At 72.1% G+C, this 2,278-nt stretch carries 3 protein-coding genes; 2 read left to right on the top strand and 1 reads right to left on the bottom strand.

Annotated elements, in window-relative coordinates; genetic code table 11:
- A partial coding sequence (locus AC2W7M_RS24045) for a triphosphoribosyl-dephospho-CoA synthase (RefSeq protein WP_486135503.1) occupies positions 1 to 440 on the top strand: 440 nt, incomplete at its 5' end.
- Here the strand turns inward: AC2W7M_RS24045 and AC2W7M_RS24040 are convergent.
- On the bottom strand, positions 431 to 1,126 hold the full coding sequence (locus AC2W7M_RS24040; RefSeq protein ID WP_486135501.1) for a HisA/HisF-related TIM barrel protein: 696 nt from the start codon (positions 1,124 to 1,126) through the stop codon (positions 431 to 433). The two genes, AC2W7M_RS24045 and AC2W7M_RS24040, sit on opposite strands and share 10 nt — an antisense overlap.
- 41 nt (positions 1,127 to 1,167) lie before the next feature.
- On the opposite strand from AC2W7M_RS24040, the gene AC2W7M_RS24035 reads away from it, so the two are divergent.
- Positions 1,168 to 2,133, top strand: coding sequence for an ATP-grasp domain-containing protein (locus tag AC2W7M_RS24035; RefSeq protein ID WP_486135499.1), 966 nt, complete (start codon positions 1,168 to 1,170; stop codon positions 2,131 to 2,133).
- The last annotated feature ends 145 nt before the right edge of the window (positions 2,134 to 2,278 follow it).

Here is a 2,278-nt window from a genome sequence, read left to right as displayed (position 1 = left end):
GGCCGCCGATGTGCGCGCCCCGGCGCAAATCCCGCTCCGGTGCCGCCATGGCGCTGGCCGCCCATCGCGACATGATCGCCCGCCAGTACGCCAACGGCTACGCGGAGGTGTTCGCGATCGGCGTCCCGCCGCTCGGCGGCGCCCCGCTCGCCCCAGTGCGGCTGGAAGACGCGTTCCTCGCCTTCCTCGCCGCGTTTCCCGACAGCCACATCGCCCGCAAGTTCGGTCCGGAGGCGGCCGAGGCGGTGCGCGCGGAGGCCGCGGCGGTGCGGCTCGATATCGGCGGGGTGGCGGACGCGGCGCGCCATCGCCGACTCATGGCCTTCGACGCGCATCTGAAGAAGCGCGGCCTCAATCCCGGCACCAGCGCCGATCTCACGGTCGCCGGTTGCTTCGCCGCTCTGCTTCTGGCGGCGGAGGCGCGCGCGGCTCAGGCGTAGCGGCGCGCCGCCTCCCGGCCGATCCGGCCGTCATGGAGGGCGCTCGCCACCAGGGCGCCGGCGATCCCCCTGCGCGCCAAGGCGTCGAGGTCGGCCTCGCCCCGCACGCCGCCAGCGGCGTAGATGCGGGCCGCAGGCTTCATGGCCTGGGCGGTGTCGAGCGCCGCGACGTCCGGCCCCGCGCCGGAGCCGACCCGTGCCAGCGCCATGACGATGACGTCCTCGGGCCACAGCTCCGGCGCCGCGTGCACCTGCGGCGGCCCGCGCAGGCCCCGCGCATCACGGTCGAGGGAGAGGATCACCCCCGGCACGGCGAGCGCCGCGCGCGCCTCATCGAGCCCGCAGAGGCTTTCCGTGCCCACCACCGGCGCGCCGAGACCGGCGCTCAATCGGGCCGCAAGAACAGCCGGCGCCGTCTCGCCCGCATCAACCCAGAGCGTGAGCGCTGGAAATCGCGCACGCACCGCGCGAATCTCGGTATCGTGATGCCCGCTGCCCGTGATGGCGTCGATGTCTGCAACGTAGAGGGTGCGGAACGGCGCGATCTCCAGCAGCCGCGGAACCACAGCGAGGGGATCGGCGGAAGGGGCGAGGTCGGAATTCCAGGGCCGATAGGCTTGCCGCTCACCCTGGACGGCACGCACCACTTGACCTCCCTTCAGGTCAAGGACGGGAATAAGCTGCATGCGGACGATTCCCGGAAATCGTCCGCCGGGAGAGGGACGAGATGCGCGTCTTCATCTGCGAGTACGTGACATCGGGCGGGCTGCGCGACAAGCCCCTGCCGGAAACGCAATTGCCCGCCGCGCTTCAGCTGCGCGACGCCCTGATCCGCGACCTCGAGACCCTCCCCGGCATCAGCACCATCCTCGCCTATGACGACCGCCTGCCGAAGCCGAACGAGGACGCCGTGCCGGTGAGCAAGGGCGACGACCCATGGATCTCCTGGTCCGGCCTCGCCAACGAGGCGGACGTGGTGTGGCCGGTGGGGCCGGAGACCGGCGGCGTGCTCGCGCGCATGGTGCGGCTGATGCACGAGAGCGCGGACCGGCTCATCGCCGCCGCGCCGTCGGCGATCGACCTCGTCTCCAGCAAGCTGCGCACGGCGCAGGTGCTGGCGCAGAACTTCATTCCCCATGTGCCGACCTACACCCTCGACACCGTCCCGGCCGATATCAAGGGCGACCTCATCACCAAGCCGGACGACGGCGCGGGGGCGGAGAACACGCGCGCCTGGCCCAATCGCGAGGCCTTGCCCCGCAACGGGCGCCTGGTGGTGCAGCCGTTCGTGAACGGCACGCCGGTAAGCCTCACCGTTCTGGTGCGTCCGGACGGGGCCACTTTGCTCGCCGCCAATCAGCTGCACATGAGCCACCTCGTCGGCGTGCTTTCGCTCACCGGCGTGACCGTGGGCGCCATCGAGGATGGGGATGGCGCGCTCGCGGTGCTGGCGCAGAAAGTGGTGGCGGCGATCCCCGGCCTGGCGGGCATCATCGGCATCGACGTCATCCTTTCGCCCTCCGGTCCGCTGGTGGTGGAGGTGAACCCGCGCGTGACCGTCGCCTATGCGGGGCTCCATGCGGCTCTGGGCGTCAATCCCGCGGCCTTCCTGCCGGAGCTGATCCGCGACGGCAAGCCGCCCGCCATGCCGCATCTGCCGCGACCGCGGCCGGTGGAACTGGACCTGCGCTGATCGGCCTCGGCCCCGCGGCGAGGGCGCGAATCCGCCATTGCCGGAGAATTTTCCCCCCGATCATCTTGATCTTGCACGCCCGAGCGGCTCCCCATGGGGATGCCCCTCAGGCGGCCGCCGGCCGGCGCGCCGGGGGCGCCTCGCG

It is taken from the genome of Xanthobacter sp. BG11Y11_SDJG (genome assembly GCF_057364445.1).
Note: the sequence above shows the minus strand (reverse complement) of the source record. Positions and strands in the feature narration are given on the sequence as shown.